The 20,534-nt window shown below is 60.0% G+C and carries 21 protein-coding genes; 4 read left to right on the top strand and 17 right to left on the bottom strand.

Annotated features, from left to right (window positions below):
* The first annotated feature begins 133 nt into the window (after positions 1-133).
* Positions 134-1,048: a glycosyltransferase family 2 protein gene (locus F2Q65_RS10995; protein ID WP_150093297.1), complete on the top strand. Its 915-nt coding sequence runs from the start codon at positions 134-136 to the stop codon at positions 1,046-1,048.
* Here the strand turns inward: F2Q65_RS10995 and F2Q65_RS10990 are convergent.
* The 5 genes from F2Q65_RS10990 to F2Q65_RS10970 are packed head-to-tail and all read right to left on the bottom strand — an operon-like array spanning position 1,027 to position 5,713.
* Entirely contained in the window at positions 1,027-2,391 is a 1,365-nt protein-coding gene (locus F2Q65_RS10990; RefSeq protein WP_246156142.1) for a polysaccharide deacetylase family protein, read from the bottom strand. The genes F2Q65_RS10995 and F2Q65_RS10990 overlap by 22 nt on opposite strands.
* A gap of 17 nt (positions 2,392-2,408) precedes the next feature.
* Positions 2,409-2,744, bottom strand: a complete 336-nt coding sequence (locus F2Q65_RS10985) for a hypothetical protein (protein WP_150093295.1) — start codon at positions 2,742-2,744, stop codon at positions 2,409-2,411.
* Between the two features lie 2 nt (positions 2,745-2,746).
* On the bottom strand, positions 2,747-3,706 hold the full coding sequence (locus tag F2Q65_RS10980) for a GNAT family N-acetyltransferase (protein ID WP_150093293.1): 960 nt from the start codon (positions 3,704-3,706) through the stop codon (positions 2,747-2,749).
* Positions 3,703-4,746, bottom strand: coding sequence for an AMP-binding protein (locus F2Q65_RS10975; protein WP_150093291.1), 1,044 nt, complete (start codon positions 4,744-4,746; stop codon positions 3,703-3,705). The genes F2Q65_RS10980 and F2Q65_RS10975 overlap by 4 nt, the downstream gene beginning before the upstream one ends.
* A 1-nt stretch (position 4,747) precedes the next feature.
* Positions 4,748-5,713 (bottom strand): sulfotransferase, encoded by a 966-nt coding sequence (locus tag F2Q65_RS10970; protein WP_150093289.1) that lies wholly within the window; start codon positions 5,711-5,713, stop codon positions 4,748-4,750.
* Between the two features lie 46 nt (positions 5,714-5,759).
* On the opposite strand from F2Q65_RS10970, the gene F2Q65_RS10965 reads away from it, so the two are divergent.
* On the top strand, positions 5,760-6,023 hold the full coding sequence (locus F2Q65_RS10965; RefSeq protein ID WP_150093287.1) for a hypothetical protein: 264 nt from the start codon (positions 5,760-5,762) through the stop codon (positions 6,021-6,023).
* A 15-nt stretch (positions 6,024-6,038) separates the two neighbouring features.
* Here F2Q65_RS10965 and F2Q65_RS10960 read toward each other — a convergent pair whose 3' ends face one another.
* From F2Q65_RS10960 to F2Q65_RS10930, 7 genes are all read right to left on the bottom strand, one after another.
* A complete protein-coding gene (locus tag F2Q65_RS10960) occupies positions 6,039-6,716 on the bottom strand; it encodes a class I SAM-dependent methyltransferase (protein ID WP_150093285.1) in 678 nt (225 codons plus the stop codon).
* 12 nt (positions 6,717-6,728) lie between these two features.
* Positions 6,729-8,168, bottom strand: coding sequence for a lipopolysaccharide biosynthesis protein (locus F2Q65_RS10955; RefSeq protein WP_150093283.1), 1,440 nt, complete (start codon positions 8,166-8,168; stop codon positions 6,729-6,731).
* Between the two features lie 19 nt (positions 8,169-8,187).
* A complete protein-coding gene (locus F2Q65_RS10950; protein WP_150093281.1) occupies positions 8,188-8,940 on the bottom strand; it encodes a nucleotidyl transferase AbiEii/AbiGii toxin family protein in 753 nt (250 codons plus the stop codon).
* Entirely contained in the window at positions 8,937-9,395 is a 459-nt protein-coding gene (locus F2Q65_RS10945; RefSeq protein WP_150093279.1) for a helix-turn-helix domain-containing protein, read from the bottom strand. Before F2Q65_RS10945 ends, F2Q65_RS10950 begins: the two co-directional genes overlap by 4 nt.
* A 288-nt stretch (positions 9,396-9,683) precedes the next feature.
* Positions 9,684-10,787 carry a non-hydrolyzing UDP-N-acetylglucosamine 2-epimerase gene (wecB, locus tag F2Q65_RS10940; RefSeq protein WP_150093277.1) on the bottom strand — a complete coding sequence of 368 codons (1,104 nt, stop codon included), beginning with the start codon at positions 10,785-10,787 and terminating at the stop codon, positions 9,684-9,686.
* Positions 10,784-11,365: an acyltransferase gene (locus F2Q65_RS10935; RefSeq protein WP_150093275.1), complete on the bottom strand. Its 582-nt coding sequence runs from the start codon at positions 11,363-11,365 to the stop codon at positions 10,784-10,786. The genes wecB and F2Q65_RS10935 overlap by 4 nt, the downstream gene beginning before the upstream one ends.
* Positions 11,366-11,484: 119 nt before the next feature.
* The gene (locus tag F2Q65_RS10930; RefSeq protein ID WP_150093273.1) at positions 11,485-12,534 is read right to left on the bottom strand and encodes a Gfo/Idh/MocA family protein; all 1,050 of its coding nucleotides are present in this window, start codon (positions 12,532-12,534) and stop codon (positions 11,485-11,487) included.
* Positions 12,535-12,707: 173 nt separating this feature from the next.
* Between F2Q65_RS10930 and F2Q65_RS10925 the strand changes: the two genes are divergently transcribed.
* Positions 12,708-13,856, top strand: coding sequence for a glycosyltransferase family protein (locus F2Q65_RS10925; RefSeq protein ID WP_170265644.1), 1,149 nt, complete (start codon positions 12,708-12,710; stop codon positions 13,854-13,856).
* A gap of 22 nt (positions 13,857-13,878) precedes the next feature.
* On the opposite strand, the gene F2Q65_RS10920 is transcribed toward F2Q65_RS10925, so the two are convergent.
* The 3 genes from F2Q65_RS10920 to F2Q65_RS10910 form a co-directional block, all read right to left on the bottom strand.
* Positions 13,879-15,168: a glycosyltransferase gene (locus tag F2Q65_RS10920; RefSeq protein WP_342782235.1), complete on the bottom strand. Its 1,290-nt coding sequence runs from the start codon at positions 15,166-15,168 to the stop codon at positions 13,879-13,881.
* 197 nt (positions 15,169-15,365) lie between these two features.
* Positions 15,366-15,875: a ferritin gene (locus F2Q65_RS10915; protein WP_150093269.1), complete on the bottom strand. Its 510-nt coding sequence runs from the start codon at positions 15,873-15,875 to the stop codon at positions 15,366-15,368.
* 129 nt (positions 15,876-16,004) lie between these two features.
* Positions 16,005-16,658 (bottom strand): GOLPH3/VPS74 family protein, encoded by a 654-nt coding sequence (locus F2Q65_RS10910; protein ID WP_150093267.1) that lies wholly within the window; start codon positions 16,656-16,658, stop codon positions 16,005-16,007.
* A gap of 378 nt (positions 16,659-17,036) precedes the next feature.
* Here F2Q65_RS10910 and F2Q65_RS10905 point away from each other — a divergent pair, with 378 nt between their 5' ends.
* A complete protein-coding gene (locus F2Q65_RS10905; RefSeq protein WP_150093265.1) occupies positions 17,037-17,909 on the top strand; it encodes a SphA family protein in 873 nt (290 codons plus the stop codon).
* Here the strand turns inward: F2Q65_RS10905 and F2Q65_RS10900 are convergent.
* Positions 17,906-18,292 (bottom strand): DUF2256 and DUF3253 domain-containing protein, encoded by a 387-nt coding sequence (locus F2Q65_RS10900; RefSeq protein WP_150093263.1) that lies wholly within the window; start codon positions 18,290-18,292, stop codon positions 17,906-17,908. The genes F2Q65_RS10905 and F2Q65_RS10900 overlap by 4 nt on opposite strands.
* A gap of 5 nt (positions 18,293-18,297) precedes the next feature.
* Positions 18,298-20,532 carry a RelA/SpoT family protein gene (locus F2Q65_RS10895; RefSeq protein ID WP_150093261.1) on the bottom strand — a complete coding sequence of 745 codons (2,235 nt, stop codon included), beginning with the start codon at positions 20,530-20,532 and terminating at the stop codon, positions 18,298-18,300.
* Positions 20,533-20,534 lie beyond the last annotated feature (2 nt).

Raw genomic sequence — 20,534 nt, 5'->3', positions numbered from 1 at the left:
AGATTAATCGGCCGCAGCGCGTAAATTTATCCCAGGATGGCAAGATTTAGCGTCTAAATGGATCGTTTTTTCGTAACAAAGCTTGCCCCATTGGTTCACCAGACCCAAACTCTGATCGATCCGCAGAACCGAGATGACTAAGGCAAATACCGAGCATCCCTCCCTCGCCATCGTTATCCCGGCAAAAAATGAGGCCATAGCTATCAACGGCGTCCTTAAGAAGCTGCGCGAATATTTTCCCGCGGCCGAGTTGCTGGTCGTTGATGATGGCTCAACAGATAAAACCGCTGATGTCGCGTCAGAGAACGGGGCCACTATCGTCAAACACCCCTACAGCCTCGGTAATGGCGCAGCCGTCAAGGCGGGAGCAAGGGCCTGCAGTTGCGACATACTTGTTCTAATGGATGCGGACGGACAACATGATCCGGACGATATTCCCCGTTTATTGGAAAAACTGGATGAAGGCTACGACATGGTCGTCGGCGCCAGAGGCAGAGAGTCACAGGCAAGCATTGGTCGCGCCCTTGCAAACGCCTTCTACAATAGGTTTGCCTCTCTGATCACAGGCCATTCCATTCCGGATCTCACCTCCGGCTTCCGGGCGGTCCGAACCAATCGCTTTCGTCGCTTTCTGTATTTGCTTCCCAACGGATTTTCGTACCCAACAACCATCACCATGGCCTTCTTTCGCTCCGGCTATCCGGTCGGATATGTGCCTATTCAAGCAGCCCGACGGCAAGGGCGACCGAGCCATCTAAGTCCAGTGAAAGACGGGGTCCGTTTCCTGATTATCCTCTTCAAGGTGGCAACCCTCTACTCGCCCCTCAAAGTCTTCTTTCCAGCAAGCGCCCTGTTATTCCTAACGGGGCTTTTCTATTATCTTTACACCTTCCTGACGATGCACAAGTTCACCAATATGAGCACGTTGTTGTTTACAGCGGCCGTGCTGGTGTTTCTAATGGGTCTCATCTCCGAACAAATTACCGCGCTCAACTATCGCGATAGCGACGACAGCAACAACCGCCATCAGGATAACAAGGCGCGGTAGAATTGCCGGTCACGGTCGCTACCGAGGTGCGAGTTGTGCCAAAGCAGGGTGAAATCACCACCGACATGTTGGCAGGTCTCCCGCAGCCCCTGCATCATCTCAAGTGCCTCTTGGCTGTAACCCAGCCCCAGGTATCGCCTGGCAATCACCGAACATTCCATCAGGACCAGCGGGCGCTCGCGCAGTTGTAGCGCTCGACCCTGGCGCGGATCAAACAGCGGATACTCGTGGCAGGTGCCACAGCGAAAGCCTGGGCGGTCCGCGTAGGTGAGCGTGGTGTCATAGTCCAGGTTATTGTCATGCCACAGCGCAGCGGTTGTAGGCGTCTCCCAGCGGAGGTAGTGTTGCCGCCCGCCCAGGATCGGCTGCTGAATCCTTTCTTCGTCGAGCACGCGTCGCAGCGTCGCTACCGATTGCTTCATCGTTTCGGGATGGCGATAGGTATTGTAGCCAGGGTGGATGCCGATCTCATGGCCGCGGGTGTGGATCTCGCGCAGCAGCACGCGCATGCGCGGGTCGTCGAGGCTGGCGCGGTTATCGAGTCGCGGGTCGGTGTTCTCCGGGATGAAGTAGAAGGCAACGGCGCGGCCGGCGCGCTCGTTGACGTCCATGATCAAATCCAGGCCAAGGCGGTGCGGGTCGAGGCTGTGAACACCGCGTCGCGCGCGCCATTGGCCACGGACGTTGCGCCAGGCCAGACGTGGCGAGCGGCGCTTGAGCAGGTCGCCGGCAAGACCACGGGCCATGCGGTATCCGTTTCCCCGCTCCAAATAGGCGAAGGGGCTGTCGACGTCGCAACTCACCAGAGTCCTCGGACTGTGCCACTTCAACACCAGCCCCGGCCACTGACGCTGCATCACCTGCCCCAGCAGATGCAGCCATTCATCCACCACGGGGCGATCCAGGTAGCCGTGTTTGAAGGCGTGGGAGGCAATCGCCGGAAAGCGCAGATGGTTGTCGAGATTCGTGCGGCCAACCTCCTCCACGCGCGCCAGCATCCAGTAGGCGAGGCCGAGGATGTCGTAATGAACGACATGGCCGTCCGCGTGGGGTTCGATCAGCGGCGATGGCAGCTCGACAACGCCCGGCGCGGGTAATGCTCCATCCAGCACGGCATGCCAGCCCTCGCGCTCGGCATCCCAGGATGTGAAGGGCTGATTCGAGTGCGCCTCGGTGAAGCCGGCTTGCAGGGTGTCGAAGGCAATTGCGCCTTCCGCCCCCTCCAGGCTCAGGTGCAGGCTGTCACCCACCCGCGCCAGATGCCAGGCATGGCCGAAGCGCTCGGCAAGGATCAGCTCGAGCCAGTGTAGCGCTGCGGCGGTGATGGGGTATGTCTTGCTCAAATTTAAAGACGCTTATGTCAAAAAATCATACGGAAAGACCAAGGCCAAGGCACCGGCCAGACGTACATGGTCTTTCCCTGTCGCCCCAGCGCGATCGCCTTGTCGATCAGGGTGCGGGCGCGGATGGCGTAGACCTCAAGGCCTTCGATGCAGTCTTCGACCAACTCGTCCGGCGTGAAGTGCTTGGCCAGCTTCGGGGTGTAGATCTGCCCGATTCGCTTCCAGTAGCAATGGCTGCCGGTCTCGCCGGTGGTGGTCTTGTACTGATAGCAGACCTGCTCGCGGAAGAGCTTTCGATAGTAGGCATGTTCGTGCCACAGTGCGCCCTCGACGCAGTGCAGTGAGGTGGCCAACCTTAAGCGCGCAAAAGACCTCTTAGACATTGCGCCGCTCTAATCATCTTTGATGGGGTGTGGCTCACCGCGAAGTACGGAACTTGCTGAGCGCCAAAGGCACGAAAAAAACGCTCGACAGGCTCCATCATCGAACCCTCGAAATCGAAACTCTTAGTAACGGTGGAGGCAAACTTAATTGCCTCCCACATGCACAGACTCGTCGCACCACTCTTGCGCAGTTCAGGATCTCCCCCCCCCATCAGGTAGTAAGCGCTATTTTTATCCCACACGATATAGACCCCAGCATGAGCGCGACCGTGTTTGTCTTCGGCAATAAAAATTTGCCGTGCATTTCGCCTCTGACAAGCTTCATCAAGCTTCAATACCAGTGAGTTGGAATAAGGCAGATCTTTTCCTTGGCGCTCGAAAGTTTGCACATTCAAGCGAAGAAAACAATCCAGATCTAAATCTGTCCGCACCTGCAAACTGAAACGTCTTTCCGCCTTGCGGATGTCACGCCTTATATTCTCTCGAAATCCAGCCCAGAGTTCATCTTGATTAAAGAGTTCTGGCAGGCGGTAGGTATAGCGTGTTGTCTGAGTAAAGCCCGCCCAGTAAAAAGGCAGCCAATTACTCTGACTGTGATGCCAATTTTGGTTAAAATGATTATATTGAGGTAATACCTTAATCAATTGCTGCATGAGATCCTTCTGTCGAGCCAAACGCGAGGACTGCTTTGCGCCGGTTTCCCGAATCCATGGTCCCAGAGTTTGTGTCAAAGGAGGCTGGCCGAGTGACACCTGTCCAAGTCGCCGCCGGACCACATAGGGCATGGATGCGACGATCTGCCCTCCGCTTTCGACCACCGCAACATCCCATTGATTTTCTCCGGCGAGCGCATCGAGCCACCACGCCTGGCTGAATAGAGGAATCGTCGGTTCCGACTCGCATAACGCCCGGTAGCGGTCCTTACCCGTCACGCTACAACGCTCCAAGCAGCATCATTGGCGGCCGGGATCATCACGACTCGATTTAGCAAATCAAAACACCGACCAATGGGTACGGGCTTGCCCTGTTCCGCCAAGTGAACCTTGTCATCAAGCCGCGTGGCAAAGCAGTTGATGGTGACTTCGGTCGGACCGTAGACATTGTAGAAATGCGCCCCGCCGGTCAGCGCGGAATAGTCCTTGACCAACTGCCAGGGAAAGCGGTCGCCGCCGGAGAGGATCAGGCGAAGGGTCGACAGGTCCGCGCCCTTCTTTTGCCGCGCGAAGGCCACCAACGCCAGATGGGTCGTCGGCACTGAGTAGAGCACATCGATCTTGTGGCGCATGATCATCGCCAGCACGCTGGGGATGTTGGTGTTGTGGCGCGCCACGCCAATGTCGGTGCCAAAGGCCAGCGCAAAGGCGATGTCCCCCATGGTGATGTCGAAGGTCAGCTCCGAGGTCAGCAGCAGGCGCTGCGCATGCGCGTAGGCGCTGAAAAACCGGCGGGTCCAGTCGATGTACGACCGGAAGGCCCCAGCCGAGATCACCACCCCCTTCGGCTCGCCGGTGGAGCCGGAGGTGAAGATCACATAGGTGATATCCGAGGCGAGCAGCCGCGCCGGCCTTATCGGTAACGCACCTGCTTTCGCCACGGGCTGCTCGGCAAACAGCGCCGAGGTTGCAAGAACCGGAACGTTTATATCGAGCGCAACCCCATCATCGACCAGCACCGCCGCAGGTTGAATGCGCGCAATGATGTCGAGATTCTTCTGCAAGGGCCAGGCGGTGTTGAGCGGCACGACATAGAAACCCGCGCGCCAGGCGGCAAAGATGACCGCGATGTAGTGGGCGCTGCGGGACATGAGGATGCAGATGCCCTGCTGCACGCCCTGCACGTGGCCCGACAAGCGGCTAAGTACCTGAGCGCAAGCCTCGACGTCCTCATGAGTCAACGTGACATCGTTATCAAAGTACGCGATCTCGGCGAGGCAAGTGTTATCGAGAATAGAGTTAATTTGTTGGAACTGCATCTTATTCCCCGGCAGGGGTAGAAGCTGAGTAATTCGTTAGTGATTCATAAACGCTGCTGTCGATACGAACGACATCCCTTCGAGCAAATGACGTGGGAATAATGACGTCTCGCTTTTTCACTTCTGATCCATTCAACATCATGAAATCCTGTAATGATGCAATGGTGACAAGTGGCTCTGCACAGAAATCCTCATAGACAAGATCAAAACGCCTTGAAGCCGAAACGCCCGCGAGTGCAAAATCAGCGTCAATCGTTTTATGTGTATGGCGAATTTGCTCAATCACCTGCATGTGCGGCTCCAAACTTTTAAGTTGTTCCACAGCAGGTGGCTCCACCGACAACCAAGGCTGATAGCTTTGGAAACGTTTATATCGTGCCTCCAGCAACGAATGACCGTTTTCCACCTCATTGCGATGTGTCACGATGAAAAGACTTTCCGGCAAATAATGCGCGATTGCTTGGATGCGTAAAGAAGCATAGAGATTCTTAAAGACAATCGGTCGATCGAAGGCATTCGTGAGCGCGGCAACAGAGCGACGGAATGCGAGCATCTTCGCTTCATCGACTTCATCCAGGCGCATGTAGGGCGGTTTGCGACGAAAGAACCGATACCACCACTCACCACACTCCGCAGGGGCGTGCCAGCCGTCTGTCACACCCTGTCGCGACTGGTAATTCGAAGCGGGCCGATTGCGCGTCGGATGCAACAGCCTCTCTGCCAAGGCTGGAGCTCCAAACCACTGGCAATGGCGATTGCTGATATAACCCACGTCCAGTGCATCCGTGACGACTTGAACCGCCAGCGTACTACCCGAGCGCGGCGCGCCCAGAAAAAAGATTGGAGGGTGGCGTAGTGGCACTTCTATATTGGGCGCCAATATGCTCTCCAAATAGCTCAGAATATTGCGATTAGCCAAGCTGAGGGAACGTCTGGCGTAGTTGGAAGGATTGAGATATTTGTTCATAAACGATTAATACTGGTAACGTACGAGAACAAAAATGCGAGCAGTCGTGAAGCTGATCACGGTGAAAACCACGGCATCAAATGTTGTCAAGCCCTGCAAGAAGTTTGGAAAAAGAAAAATGGGCAAAATAATCAGGGTAGCCAATCCGATAGTCCTTGAGAGCGACCGCAGAAAGATCATTATCGACATGTCAACAATCGATAGTATGACCCTGAGAAACGCAAAAATAAAAAATCGCGCTGCCAAAGGAAAACAGGACCTTGCTCATTGTACCGGCCACCCGCTTTACGCCACCATCGGCTCGAGATAGGTTTGAGATACTTAATCACTGGGCCAAATTTAATCGACTTGCCGTAAAATATTGTATGTATCCTACTTTCTTGCCTGGATCTACAGTATATCCGTGATCCATGAATAACTGCATAACCCTACTCAAGCTGATCAGTTGTTTTCCCCCTAATGGCCTTTCAATCAATGATAGTTCCCAAAAATGAGCTTTCGTCGATATCCCTTTCCTTGGAATACGGAGACTCCATTTCATTTTAGAAAGCCTGGGGAGCTTTACAGCCAAACTTAGAAGCTCTCGTTCACACCACGGCAAAGAAAAGCAAATTGTCGTGACTTCTGATCGGGAAAGCTTTTCAACTAACTTTTTTAATGTCGAAAATGGAATATGCTCAAATATTTCAAATGCCAAGACAACTTCGACGTGGTGCTTTCTGTAGTCAAAATCGATGGCGTTTTCACAAAAGTCAGGTTTTTTATCCTCATCAATATCAAGCGTGGTGATATTCCATTTTCGTCTCCTCAAGAGGTCCGAAAGCAGGCCTGTTCCTAGGCCGATTTCGAGGAGCATTTGATCTCGCCTAAGGTGCCTATAAACCAATTCTGCCTGGTGATAGTACCAGTTAAAGTGGATCTCGTCCTCAAGCTCATAGACCCACTCTGATGCGAAACAAACCTCATGCCCATCGACGATTTTTTTCTTGTAGTTAATATCCACTATCCTTACACCTCAAATCACCGGCTTCGCTACGACCCAATACCTTGCCAACATTGCCAGCAGCGTTAGAAGAAGGCCGAAATAGATACTCATATTGCTGTCGACAATGTATGAAATCAAAAGTGGTAAAATTACCAAAGCGGAAAATAAGGTAGCTTTCTGAAGCGACCTGAATAGCTCGGAAAGAGCGACTCCGACATACTTAGGCATCATATACAGGTATAGGGTGTAGCCAAACAAGCTAGCCAGCGAGAAAAGCGCAACAGTGATTTCGATGCTGGAGGTCCAAGCCCCAATAGCGATACCTGCCAAGCGTAATAGGAATAAAATAATCTGTAGGATTAGGCCTACTTCTTGTTTCTCCGTGACAGTAAACACTTGGCTCAATGGAGACGCAACGAAGCCAGCAAAGATGCCGACCGCAAGCCATTGTGCAAATTCTCCCGCAACACGCCACTCGTCACCAAAGACAATGGAAAAAAGAAATGGACCGGACACCATGATGATCGCAGCAGGTGGAAGTCCTATCTGAACCAACTTATCCTGCAAATGTCTATACATAATGCCGATTGTCCCATCTCTTTTAGCATCCGCGGCATGAGAAAAGAAAACAGTACCGATCGCTTGGCCCAGAAAAGTTGCTGGGAGCATCAGAATACGGTGAGTTAGTGCGTAAAGTCCTGCTGCAGCTACGGTGAAAAAGGCTGCGAACATCACCGGCGGCAATTGTTGGCCTGCCGTATTGACCAGTCCTGACCAGGTTGTAAAGGCTGGAAATCGCCGATACCGTCCCGCTGCCGTGACAATCCCCTGCCAACTTACCTGCTTGAACCCCGCGCTGGCCAGCGCCGGTCGTGCCAGGCGGGTCGTCCCCACGCTCTGCCCGGCAACCTGCGCCAGCAGCAGCCCCAGCCCACCGAGCTTGAAGGCGGCGAACTGGATGGCGATGCTGGTGAGCGACTGGCGGATCTTGGTCTCAGCGATGGTGCTAAAGCGCTTGGTGCGCACCGACCAGTAGTTAAAGACATTGTAGGCACCGCCGAGCAGCACGCCGACTGGCAGCAGCCAGAGATAAGGGGCCAGTTGCGGCACGCCGAGCACCTCGGCGATGGGTTGTTGCAACAGCAGTACCAACACGCCGGTGAGCAGGGTCATGATCCCCACCAGGATCAGGCTCAGCGCGGCGACGTTGGCGGCCTCGCCGTCGTCTTCCGGCAGCGGGATGGCCAGCTCGTAGCGCAGGCTGGAGATGACGCCGATCAGCGCGAGCAGGCTGCCATAGACCGCGACCAGGCCGAAGTCTTCCGGGCCGTACAGGCGCGTGAGCAGCGGCGCGGCCAGGATGGTCAGCAGTTGCGCCCCGGCGGTGCCGCCCACCAGCACGCTGACGCCGCGGGCGAAGGCGTTCTTGGGCAGCAGGCGGCGGAGGTGGGTTTTGGCTTGGGTGATCACCGGATGACGCGGTTGCTGTTCATGAAGCGTCGGACGGATCGCTCTGGGTTTCCTGGCGACGCTCGATCAGGGCGCGCGCCTGAGCGATTTCCCGCGTCTGCACCTGTTCTTCGAAATAGGCATGAATGGTCGCCAGGGTGATGCCGACATCGACGGGGTCCAGCCCCTCGTCATCGGCGTCCAGCGGCAGGAGCCCGAGCAGCTTGTGCTCAACCAAGATCGGCACCTCGGGACCATCGTCGGCGGCTTGGGCCACGGCCACGATGTCTGCCAGGGTCTTACCCCGATGCTGACAGAACCACATCAGGTCGAAGTAATCGCGAGACCGTGAACGCTTGAGCAGGAGGGCGCTCTTCATGGCGAACAGGGTGGGCAGATCAGCCAGCCCGAAACGCCAGCCGGGCTGCGATTGAACGCCAGCGGCATAGCGTTTTCCCTGGGGATCGGCAAAGCATTGGACCTTGACGCCATCAAGCACGTAGTCCTGCACCTGCGCCAGCAGATCAAGGCCGTTGATCTTGGCGGCCGAGATCATCGATGCCGGCGTCACCAATGTCGCGCCTCTCGCCTGCATGGCTTGGAATAGCCCGTGCTTGTCGAGCGTTTTCTCGAAGGTGACGAGGTCGACATCGAGACTCCGACGGTGACCGGCCCGCAAGGCCATCGCGGTGCCGCCCACCAGACAAAAGCCAGTCAACGCCGCTTCATCCGCCAGCTTGTCGATCACACTGACTGTCGCCTCGGGCAACAACTCGGTTTTGAGCGCTGTCATGCGGGATCGCGCTGGCCCGCTGCATCTGTCAGCGCGATGTCGATGCTGCGCAGCATGCGGGCGAGGATGCGGGCGAGGATGGGGCGCTCAGCCGCGGGTACCAGCCCCAGCACCGTCTCGACGCGACACTTGACCCTGTCCAGGCCCTGATCGATGCAGAGTTGTACCAGGTCTGAGAACTCGGCTCGCCGCAAGACGGCAAGGATCAGCGCATCGTCGGTGATGGCCGGGTCAGACCAGTCGTAGGGCTTGCCCAGGCCGGTCGACTTGCGCACGCCGTACTGCGCGGCCAACAGACGCAGGGCTGTCTCGGGCATGCGCCGAAAATCCCGCGAGGTTTCAGGCAGCAGCCACTTGTCAAGCGTACGCCGCGACACGCCGAGGCGTTCGGCCAGCCGTTGGCGTGTCTGCCCGCTCTGTTTCATGGCGGTGCGGAGCATGTCTTGTTGGCGCATGGGCAGAGATTATCCCCAGTGGGGATACGCTTGCAACTGCGCCCCGGCCCTGTTGCCTGCCAGGACACACTCGCTGCGAGCGAAGGCGTTCTTGGGCAGCAGGCGGCGGAGGGCGGTTTTGGCTTGGCTGATCACTTGGTCATATGGCTGCACGCAGTGACCATAAGCGTAGACAAAATAACAATGCGACCTGCTCGTCCAGTGGTAATCTGCCACGGATTTTTACGAATGCACGCGGATATCCGTGGAGCGTTATCCGCGGAGGTCTATGGCTGAAGAGTGTCATTGCTACGCGTCGAGTTGCTGGAGGATGCTCAGCGATGCCTGACCATCGCCATAGATCCCTGCTTGCTGCTGGTTTGGCTGCCCGGCGTTGGCGAATGCCGCCATGATCCGCTCCTTGTCGGCGCCTACGAGCCGGTTCCAGCCAGAATCCACCGTCTCCACCCACTCGGTCTCGTCGCGCAGGGTGATGCAGGGCACCTGGTGGAAGTAGGCCTCTTTCTGCATGCCGCCGGAGTCGGTGAGGATGACCTTGGCGCTCATCAGCAGGCGCTGCATTTCCAGGTAGGGCAAGGGGTCGAGCAGGGTCAGGCCTTCAAGCGCCTGCTCGTTGTCTTGCGCGGCGAGCTTGGCGTGGGTGCGTGGGTGCAGGGGCAGCACCACGGGCAGGTCACGGCTGATCTGGCGCAGGGCGCTGAGGATGCCTTTGAGCCGCGCCGGGCGGTCGGTGTTTTCTTGCCGGTGCAGGGTGCACAGCGCGTAGCCCTGGTGTTGCAGGCCGTAGTCTTGCAGGCGGACGCGTTCAAGGGCCAGATCGCGGTAGTAGCGCACGGCGTCCAACATCACATCGCCGACGTTCTCGATGCGCTGCGGCTGGTGCTTGCCGGCGCCGGTCGCGGCCGGGAAGGGAAAGCCCTCCTGTTGGAGGTTGCGCACGGCGGTCGCGGTCGGACACAGCAACAGGGTTGAGACGCGGTCGGTGAGGACGCGATTGATCTCCTCGGGCATGGCCGGGTTGTGCGAGCGCAGGCCGGCCTCGACGTGGGCCACCGGGACGTGCAGCTTGCTCGCGGCCAGGGCGCCGGCGAGCGTGGAGTTGGTGTCGCCGTAGACCAGCACCCAGTCGGGGCGCTCCTGCTGGATGAGCGCTTCGATGCCTTCGAGCATGCGGCCGGTCATGGCGCCATGAGACAGCCCGGCGATGCCGAGGTTGTGCTGCGGGCGCGGGATGTCGAGTTGATCGAAGAAGACCTCGGACATGTTGGCGTCGAAGTGCTGACCGGTATGGACGATGATCTCGTCGATGTCATCACGCGCCTGGATGGCGCGGCTGACGGTAGCGGCCTTGATGAACTGTGGGCGGGCGCCGAGGATGGTGAGGAGTTTCATAGGCCCCTGATAATGCGGTTGCCTTGCAGACTGTATCCTTGCCCGGAATGCGGGCAGGTATAGCTGCCCTCCCCCTCCAGCGGCAGGGGTATCTGCTCGCCATGCTCGCTCATCCAGCCAATCTGGCGGGCGGGGACGCCGACCATGAGGGCGTAGGGCTTGACGTCCTTGTTGACCACGGCGCCGGCGCCAATGAAGGCGAATTCGCCGATGGTGATGCCGCAGACGATGGTGCAGTTGGCGCCGAGGGTGGCGCCCTTTTTCACCAGGGTGTCGCGGTATTCGCTCTTGCGCTCGATGAGCGAGCGGGGGTTGTAGACGTTGGTGAAGACCATGCTGGGGCCGCAGAAGACCCCTTCTTCCAGCGTGACGTTGTCGTAGACCGAGACGTTGTTCTGGATCTTGCAGCGGTCGCCGATGCTGACCTTGTTGCTGACGAAGACGTTTTGGCCGAGGGAGACGCCCTGGCCGATGCGCGCGCCGCCGCAGACGTGAACCCAGTGCCAGATGCGGCTGCCCGCGCCGACTTGAGCGCCGTCGTCGATGATGGCTGTGGGGTGGATGGTTGTCTTAGCCAAGGATTTTTACGGGTGGACCTGGGTAAAAACAGCAAAGATAAACGACTGAACCCTGTATGTCAGATTCTCATCAAGGATCTTATGCTCAGTCACCCGTCACCTTCCGCTCAGGTCCGTGGCTAAAATTCCAGCGGGAGTGAGACGGTGCGGCCGTCGCGGGCGGAGAGGTAGGCGGCGATGAGCAGCTCCAGGGACTTGAGGCCTTCGCGGCCATCAGTCTCGGGCTCGGCCTCCCCGCGTAGCACGTCGATGACATTCTTATAGTAGAGCGGATGTCCGAAACCGTAGACCGACGTCGTATCGTAGTTAGCACTCTTGATCTGCGCATCGTAGTCGCGCGGCTCGGCGAAGTCCCAGAGCTGGATGTCATTGACGGCAACGCCGCCGACGCGCACACTGCCTTTCTCGCCCAGAATCGTGATGGAGCCCTCAAGGTTCTTCGGATAGGTAAGCATGGTCACAGCCATGGAACCCAGCGCCCCGTTTCGCCAGCGCACGTTGAGTACCCCGGTGTCTTCCACCTCGATGTCGCGGGTTGTGCTGACCATGGCCTGGACATGCTCGACCGGACCGATCAGCCAGTCGAGCAGGTCGACGTAGTGACTGGCCTGATTCATGAAGGCGCCGCCGTCGAACTCCCAGGTACCGCGCCATTTCGCCTGATCATAGTAGGCCTGCGGGCGGCTCCAGAAGACGTTGAGATGCACTAGGTGGATGCGACCGAAACGCTTTTCCTCCACGGCACGCTTAAGCAATTGCAAGGTGGCATTGCGGCGGTTCTGCTTCACGACGAAGAGATGCACTCCGGCCTCGTCGCAGGCCTTCACCATCCGCACTCCATCTTGCCAGCGGGTGGCCATGGGTTTTTCCGTCATGACATGAACGCCATGCTGCGCCGCGAGAATGGCCTCTTCCGGATGTCGCCCGCTCGGGGTGCATAGCGCAACCAGGTCTGGTTGCACCCGGGTCAGCAGTTCGGCCAGAGATCCAAACCCGGCAACCTGGTGGCGCGCTGCATGGGCAGCCAGCGTAACCGAATCGGCATCACAGACGGCACACAGCTCGAGACTGCTGGAGTGTCTCTCGATCGCACGAAAGTGATTCTGGGCGACGCGGCCGCAGCCGACGACGGCGATACGGATTCGGCGATTAGTGATGAGCTCGGACATGCTAATGAATGTGCGCCGCGGTCGTGTAACCTGATTGCAGGGCGAGACCAACAAAACGAATCATCTGTCAGGCCTCTATGTTCGTCACCTCATTGAAGCATTCACCACTCCAGGCGGCAAGGGGCAAGATATCGCTCCACGCATCCTCGGAACGCGCATCCTGTACAGCACCCATGGCAGATCATCCTGAGCAGCGCCCGCTGATCATCTTCCATCACCCAGGCCCTCTGACCTCTAACGGAAGATCCGGCAGTCAGGTACGGCCATGGCAGCTGCTGAACGCCTTCCAGCAAAGCACGCTAGACGTCATCTCCGTGGTTGGATATGGCACCGATCGGAGACGGCAGATAGGTATCGTACGGTCCGCCTTGGCAGCGGGACGAAAGATATCATTTATCTACTCAGAGTCGCGCTCAATCCCTACGTTGCTCACGGAGCGCCACCGTCTCCCTCTCTTCCCAACGATGGATTTCCGGTTTCTCGGCGCCATGCGCAGGGCGGGAATTCCTGTTGGCCTTTTTTATCGCGATGTTTTTTGGCGCTTTCCCGGCTACAAGCGCATGCTAACCAGGTCCGCTCGCGCAGTGACCGTTCCCCTCTACTGGTATGACTGGTGGTGGTACCAGCATGTCGTAGATCACCTGTTTCTTCCTTCAACACGGATGGCGGACCATTTGCCCACACCATGGCCGGAAGAGCGTTTGAGTGCTTTACCTCCCGGAATCCCAACTGTTACCACGCCCCCCAGTGACGAAGGATCTCACCAACGGGAGTCCATTCATCTTTTATACATCGGCGGCACTCAGCCTCCACACTACGACCTAACCCCTTTATTTGCTACCGTCCGAAAGCAACCGTGCGTCCATTTAACGCTCTGTTGTCGCCAAAACGAATGGATTAAAACACGTAAAAACTATTCTGGATTAGATAGTCGAAGAATTGATGTCGTCCATCGCACCGGCGATGAGCTTTCGGCACTTTATGCAGCCGCGGATCTATTCGTTATCGCGCGGGGGCCAGATGAATATCTGGATTTTGCCGTGCCGGTGAAGTTGTTCGAAGCCGTCGGACATGGCCTACCGATACTTACGCTTGCGGGCACCGAAACCGCCCGATTGGTAGAGCAGTATGATTTAGGGTGGGTTGCTGAAACCACGGACGCGGTCAGTGGACTGATCCAGAGGTTGCGATCGAATCCGTCATTACTGGGGGAAAAACGTTCAGCGGTACGACGCGTCAGAGGTCAGCATTCATGGAAGGCCCGTGTCCAGGAGATCGCGAAGACATTATCCAGTTACAACCATCTGAAGCATGACACATAGGCCTGAAGTAATGCTGAATTATTCAGCGTTTCCCGAAGAGGTTATTGGCCTGCGATTTGCCTGCGTCATCGTCAAGTAGACTTTGGTAAATATCGCGGAATTTATCACCCGTGATCGCCCAATCAAGTGTGCGGAGTACGTGCCCACGGCCACGCTCACTGATGCGGCTCATACAATGCGGAGCATGTAAGGCCCATCTAAGCGCATCCGCCAGAGCTTGCATATTACCCGGCGCGACGAGCACTCCCGTCTCCTCATGCCGGATCACGTCGCGCACAGCAGGGAGATCCGAGGCGATTACCGCACACCCGCAGCCCATAGCCTCCACCATCACAAGGCCCAACCCTTCCTGATCTCCGTCGTCCGCCTCAACGAACGGAAAAACAGCAATGCCAGCGCGTTGATAGTACCCGGGCAGATGAGCGTGAGACGCCGGCCCGGCGAATCGAACGCACTCGGTTAGCCCGAGCAACCGGGATTTTTCCACCAGTTGTTTTTCCAACGGTCCATAACCAACAATTTCCGCCGAGAACGGAACATTTTCACGGCGCAGTTGAGCAAGCGCATCGAGCAGGTATTCCAGCCCCTTCTTGGGCACCAATCGGCCCACAAAAAGCAGGTGCGTGGGATCGCGGACGGCATCATCCGGGGGCGGAATGAAACGCTCCCGAAGATCCGTGCCCATTGGGATGACTCGGGGTTGCAGCCCTGGGACGATCTGCCGCGCCTGCTGCGCCATGGGTCGACTGACGACGGTGATGGCGTCACACCGGCGCAAAATCCCTTGCTTCAATCGCGTCAGCATCGGACCACGCAGCCCAAAGAGATCGCCGCCATGGCTTGTACAGAGGATCGGGACACACCGGTTTGCGAGCACGCGGGCAACGAGCGCGGCCAGCCCCTGCGGGATCAGCCAGTGGGCATGAATCAGGTCCACGCGCGGTGAGCACCGCAGGCGCCGGACAATCATCAGAAGCAGGGCACCGAAAAAGAAAGGCAGTTGCAGGACTCGGAAGGGGTTTTCACGAATCCGGGAAACCATTCCGCCCTGATAGGCGGCCGCCTCCCAGCGCGGCCACCAGTAGCGGAAGCGCCTGACAGGCACACCCTCCAGGCACTCCCTAGTCGCCGCCCCGCGCGCATGGGGTGCGAGGAGCTCGATCGCGAACTCCGTGTTGAGTTCCCGAGCCAGATCAAGCACGAAACGCGGCTCCGCGTCGCCCTCCCAACGCGGCAGCGTGGAGGTCAGCATCAGCACGCGGGGACGGGGCGGGGTGTTGGCAAGCGCCTCATTCGACGCTTCAGTCGCCACGTGGCTTGCGCCCCGGGCAGTCCTTGCAGCGCCGGCCTTCCTTGTGTTTCTTGCAGCACTTGCGCTTTTTGTCTTTCTTGCCCATGGGCGTCGAATCGCGATCAGCAGAGCGGTGTCGTCGTAAGGATGGGGTGATGTCGGCCGCGAGACCCGCATCGCCCTGGCCCAGGCCTCCGCTGACCCCTATGGCCCCTGGGCTAGGCCGCCTGCTGAATGGCCTGGGCGGCCGTGGCCAGTTCGTTGTCGATCATCAGCAGGCCCTGGCCCTGGTCGCCGAACAGTCGCAGGCGGCCGAGGATGTCGTTCACTGTGGCCTCTTCCTCGATCTGCTCGGTGACGAACCAGTGCAGGAAGATGTCGGTGGCGTGGTCCTTTTCGCCCAGGGCGTGGTCGACCAGGTCGTTGATGTGCGCGGTGACCGAGCGCTCGTGTTCCAGGGTCTGCTCGAACATGGCAAGAATGGTGCCGGACTTCTCCGGCGGGGCGTCGATACCGCCGAGCTCGACCTGGGCTTCCTGGTCCAGCAGGTAACGGCGCATCTTCATGGCGTGGGTCATTTCCTCGCCGTGCTTGGCCAGGAACCAGGCGGCTGCGCCGCGCAGGTTCATGCCTTCCGCCTCGGTGGAAAAGCTGAGGTAGAGATAGGCCGAGTAGAACTCGCGGTTGATCTGGTCACTGAGCTTCTTGGCCATGGTCTTGGAAATCATCTCGGCATCCTCGCTGGAATTACGACTGCGTGGGTTCGGGACTGAACGTTTGCGGAGATGATAGCCCCCGCCTGAAGGATTTCAACCGCGAAGGCCGGGCTGGGGTCGACCGCCGCCGGCCGCGCGTGCCTACAGATGCGGCAGCATGGCGGCTGCCACCGAGCGGGAGATCTCGTCGACGGCACTGGCGACCTCGCGTCCGATCAGGTCCAGCCTGGACAGCGTGTCGATGCGCGGGCCGAGTCGCCGCAGTTCCGCCGGCGTGAAGACCTCGTCGAACAGGTCACAGGCGTTGACCAGGGCGATCAGCACCGCCTCCTCCGGGCTCGGGATATCGTCGCTGTCGATCACGGCGCGCAGCCGTGCGCGGACCTCGCGCACCTCGCGGTCTTCCAGCAGGGGATAGCGGCGCACGGCAAAGACCCACAGGATGCGCCGGTCCTCGATGCGCAGCACGCCCTTGTCCACCAGACGCGCCAGCACGCGCTCCTGCAGATCCGGCATGTCGGTCACCAACTGACCCAGCCAGTCACTGGTCTTGCGCGGCACCGGTTGCGGGGCTGTCAGCCGCTGCAGCACGTCATCCAGCAGCGCGTCGCCGGTGGGCGCCCGATCCGTCACGCGCAGGGTCTGCAGGTCGGTGTCGATGCGCCCGGCCATGGCCAGCTCGATCAGCAGGGCGCCGGCCAGCGCATAGTGCATCGCCTGGGCCGGCAGCGGCTTGATGGCGCCGGTCTCGTCGTCCAGGGCCAGCAGCAAGATCTCTTCGGCATAACTCAGCATGACGGCCCGCTCCTCGCGTCTGTCCCGGCCATGGCTGGCGCCGTCCGCCCCGGCGGCCCTGGCGTGGCTGTTGATCCGATGCACGGTCGTTCACGCACATTGTGGCCCGATCGCGCGGGGGCGACAAGGGCGGAGACGCTCCGGTCGAGGCGCGACCCGGCTATCCGACTTGGCCATCCGACCTGGCCATCCGGCGAGACCATCTGGCCTGGCCATCGGGCTTTAATGGGGCGCCCCGCGCAGGCCTCCGGGAAACCGGCACCGCTGACCCCGATCATCGACCTCGTCGGGCAGTTCGGCTACCGTCTTGCCGCAGCGGTCGGACCGGCTGGCCGGTTATTCCGTGCCTACTAACACCCGTGCCCACAAGGAGCCAGTATGAGTCAGTTCAAATCCGTCGTGCTCGCGGCCACCCTCGCTGTCGCCACCACAGCCACGGCCAAAGAAGGCGCCGACCAGTATCCCAACGGCGCCGAGGGATTCATGGCCGGGGCACTGCCGCCCCCGGGCACCTATTTTCTGAACTATGCGGGCTACTACTCGGGCGACCGGTACGACAGCAATGGGGACAAGGTCAAGGGCGTCAGCGTCGAGGCCTGGTTCGACGCACCCCGCATCGTGCATGTCACCCAGCAGCAGTTCCTGGGTGCCAGCTACGGCTTTGCCGCCCTGCTGCCCATCGTGCGCCAGGAGATCAGCACGCCCGGCGGCGACGAGCTGGTGACCGGCATCGGCGACATGTCCATCACCCCGGTGCTGCTGGGCTGGCATTGGCCGGAATTCCATATGATCGCGGCCCTGGACATCTTTGCGCCCACCGGCACCTACGACAAGAACAACCCGGCCCGCAGCATCGGCGCCAACTACTGGACCTTCGAGCCCGTGCTCGCCTTCACCTACCTGAACAAGCAGGGCTGGGAGGCCTCGACCAAGCTGATGTACAGCCTCCGCACCGAGAACGATGCCACCAATTACCGCTCGGGCAACGAGTTCCACATGGACTACACCCTGGCCAGGCACGTCGGCAGCTGGGCCTTCGGCCTTGGTGGTTACTACGTAAAGCAGGTGGAAGAGGACGAGCTCAACGGCACGCGCCTGCGCGACAGCGAGGGGCAGGTCTTTGCCTTCGGGCCCCAGGTCAAGTACGACTACAAGAACATGAGCTTCATCGGCAAATGGCACCACGAGACCGAGGTCGAGAACCGCTTCGGCGGCGACAAGCTCTGGTTCAAGTTTGTGCTGGCGTTTTAGCCCTGGAACGCACCCAGGCTGCGCAGACGCAGCCGGATCGGCCCCTTGGCGGTGCTCGGATCGACGGTCCGGCCCCGCTGCAGGATGTCGATGCGGCCGTCGCGCTGCAGGCGCCGGGCGGCCATGCGCACCGCTTCCATCTGCCCGCGCCAGTCATCCTCGCCGAACAGGGCGCGAGCCACCTCGCTGGGGCAGATGGAGGCGCCGCCGGCCCGGCGCTCCAGCAACGCGACGATGGCGTGCTCGATGTCGCGGTCCTGCGGGTTCAGCCCGCGGCGACGGCAGGCGTCGGAGCAATACTTGATGTTGTCCCAGTCGCGTGCCCATTTGCGCCGCCAGCTGATCCGGCGTCCGCAGACGACACACACCCGCTCCACCTGCATGGCCGTCAGCGCGACAGGCGCACGATGCGCACCACCAGCGGTATGCGCCGCAACCGGCGCATGATCAGCGCCAGATGATCGCGGCTCGTGACATTGATGGTGAAATCCAGCGTGGAGGTCATGCCGTCCTTCTCGCGTGACTGCACGTTCTCGATGTTCGAGCCCTGCTCGGCAATGGCGGCGGCAATGGTGGCCAGCGCGCCGCGGCGGTTGCCCACCTCCACACGGATCTCGGTGGCGAACTCCGCCTTGGTCTCCTGCGCCCATTCCACCTCGAGCCACTTGTCGCGCTTGTCCTGGAAGTCCCCAAGGTTGCGACAACCGCAGCGATGCACCACGATGCCCTTGCCAGGGCTGAACAGCCCGGTGATGTCGTCGCCGGGGATGGGTCGGCAGCAGCGGGCGAAGTGCACCACCATGCCCTCGGTGCCGCGGATGGCGAGCCGCCGCGGGCCGCCCCTGCCGACGTCCCTGTCAGCGCCCCTGTCAGCGCCGGTGTCGGCATCCGGCGCCACCATGGACTCGCGGGCCTCGGTGCCCGCCAGGGCGCGGGCCACCAGCAACGGCAGCCGGTTCCCCAGACCGATCTCGGCCAGCAACTGGCCGACGTTGTCCAACCCCACCTGATGGGCATAGCCGGCAATGGCGGTCCCGCCGATCTGTTCCAGATCAAGCCCCAGGCCGGCGAGTTCGGCCGTGAGCATGCGGCGGCCGAGGGCCTCCGCCTCCTGATGCTGCAGATTCTTCAGGTAGCCACGGATGTTGGCGCGCGCCTTGCCGGTGACGACAAAGTTCAGCCAGGCCGCATTCGGCTTGGCCCCCGGCGCATTGATGATCTCCACCGTCTGGCCGCTGTAGAGCCCGGTGCGCAACGGCGCCAGGCGGCGGTCGATGCGCGCTGCCACGCAGGTGTTGCCCACGTCGGAGTGGATGGCATAGGCAAAATCCACCACCGTGGCCCCCCGGGGCAGGACCATGATCCGGCCCTTGGGCGTGAACACATAGACCTCGTCCGGAAACAGGTCCACCTTGACGTGTTCGAGAAACTCCTGCGAATCGCCCGAATCGCGCTGCATCTCCAGCAGGTTCTGCAGCCAGTCGTCCGCCAGCGGCTTGGCGCCGGCGCCGTCGCCGCCCTTGTACAGCCAGTGTGCGGCGATCCCCGCCTCGGCGATGCGGTTCATCTCCTGGGTGCGGATCTGGATCTCGATGGGCGTGCCCTGAGGGCCGAACAACACCGTATGCAGAGACTGGTAACCGTTGGACTTGGGAATGGCGATGTAGTCCTTGAATCGCCCCGGCACCGGCTTGTACAAACTGTGTACCTGCCCCAGCACCCGATAACAGGTATCCACCCGATCCACCACCACGCGGAACGCGAACACGTCCACCACCTCGTTGAACGCCTTGGCCTTCCCCTGCATCTTGAGATAGATACTGTAGAGGTGCTTCTCGCGGCCGAACACCTCGCCCTGGATGTCCTCCTGCTGCAGGCGGCGGCGGATCGCCGTCTCCACGTTGGCCACCAGCTCGCGCTGGTGCTGCCGCTCGCGGCGCACGGCCGCCTCGAGCACGTGATAGCGCCAGGGCCAGTGGTGGCGAAAGCCCTGATCCTCCAGCTCCAGGCGGATGCTGTTGATGCCGAGCCGATTGGCGATGGGGGCATAGATCTCCAGCGTCTCGCGGGAGATGCGCCGGCGCTTCTCCGGGGCCATGACGCCGAGCGTGCGCATGTTGTGCAGGCGGTCGGCCAGCTTGATCAGGATGACGCGGATGTCGCGCGTCATCGCCAGCATCATCTTGCGGAAGCTCGCCGCCTGGGCCTCGGCGCGCGATTTGAAGTCGATCTGCGTCAGTTTGCTGACGCCGTCCACCAGCTCGGCGATCTCGTCGTCGAACTGCCGCGCCAGGTCGTCCTTGGGCAGGCCGGTGTCTTCCAGCACGTCGTGCAGGATGGCCGCCATGATGCACTTGTGGTCCATGCGCATCTCGGCCAGGATGCGGGCCACCGCGATGGGGTGATAGATGTAGGGCTCGCCGGTGCGCCGCTGCTGGCCGTGGTGGGCCTCGGCGCTGAACAGGTAGGCGCGATAGACTTCGCTGACCTGTTCCGGCGGCAGGTAGGATTCGAGATAGGCGCAGAGGTCGCTGATCAGGAAGCGCGGCCGGCCCGCCGCGGGCGCGGCGGCGTCGACCACGGGCACGGCGATCGCGCCGCCTGCTGTGGCCGTGGCCGGCATCT

This window comes from Thiohalocapsa marina, assembly GCF_008632335.1.
Lineage (GTDB): Bacteria > Pseudomonadota > Gammaproteobacteria > Chromatiales > Chromatiaceae > Thiohalocapsa > Thiohalocapsa marina.
This window is presented reverse-complemented; position numbering and strand designations above follow the sequence as displayed.